1 protein-coding gene is annotated in these 1231 nt (G+C 45.6%); it reads right to left on the reverse strand.

Translation table 11 applies throughout. The features are described from left to right. Positions 1-8: 8 nt before the first annotated feature. Positions 9-1169, reverse strand: a complete 1161-nt coding sequence (locus tag CS022_RS24565; RefSeq protein ID WP_129124479.1) for an IS30 family transposase — start codon at positions 1167-1169, stop codon at positions 9-11. Positions 1170-1231: the final 62 nt, after the last annotated feature.

The raw sequence follows: 1231 nt of genomic DNA on the forward strand, positions 1-1231 counted from the left end.
CTGTAGATTCAAGTGATTATCGCAACACCCTTGTCAATCATGTGTGATGGTGTCTTAAACTTCAACGTTTTCCTAGGTCGCTCATTTAGCTGAGTAGCAACATAATTAAGTATCTCTTGTGAGTGAGGTGATAAATCCGTCTTTCTCGGGAAATACTGGCGGATAAGGCTATTGGTGTTTTCATTTGTGCCTCGTTGCCATGGGCATTGAGGATCACAAAAGTAAACAGGGATACCGGTTTTTCGCGTTAATTCAGCATGTTTGGCCAACTCCATACCTCTATCCCATGTCAAAGATTTCCGGTATTCCACAGGCATTTGCTGAAAGGCTCCAACCAAAGCTGCGTAGACGGATTCAGCGTCTTTACCTGCTAGCTTTAAAATGATGGTAAAGCGTGATTTCCTATCAACAAGGGTTGCTATGTGAGTATTTTTGGAGCCAGAGACAAGATCACCTTCCCAGTGCCCTAGAGATTTACGGTTTTCAATGTGCTTGGAGCGTTCGTGGATCGATACCCCGTTAACGATATTCGTAAAGCTCCTGTCGCCACTTCGTCGGTGATAGCGGCTATGGCGCATGGGCTTCTTTCGGCGTAAGTGTTGAGTGAAAGAATGGTGAATTATGCCTTTAGCTCGAACGTACATTGCCTTATAAATCGTTTCGTGTGAAACCTGCATTCGCTTGGCTCTGGGGTACTGAACACCTAACCATCCAGAGATTTGCTCGGGCGACCATTTCAATTCAAGCTTATCCATCACTATCTGGCGTAATTGAGGGTTAAGCTCTAATACTCCAGGCTTGGGTCTCTTAGCCAAGCGCTTAGCGCGATTGTCAGCATCTACGGCTTTGTAGTAGCGGCGCCCGCGATTGCGTGCAACTTCTCTGGAAATGGTCGATGGAGAGCGATCAAGCATACGTGCTATTGCTCGGAATGACATTTTCGCTGACAACGCGACTCTAATTTCCTCACGTTCAGCTAAAGTCAAGTGCTGAGTATTCCTTGCTTGTGGGGCTGGCTTGATACCTCCTCGGTCACGCAATACGGTGAAAACAGTACCTGGTGCAGCTGCTAGCAATTTACCTATATCACTAAAGCCAACGCCTTGTTTCCATAGGTCGAAGATGAAGTTCTTTTCATCTTGAGAGAATGTGCGCTTTGCTCGTTTCATCAAATGTGTCCACGCAAATCAGTATTTTAGTAAAACTGTTGCTTCGACCATTTGAATCTACA

Source organism: Veronia nyctiphanis (assembly GCF_004116385.1).
GTDB classification, from domain to species: domain Bacteria; phylum Pseudomonadota; class Gammaproteobacteria; order Enterobacterales; family Vibrionaceae; genus Veronia; species Veronia nyctiphanis.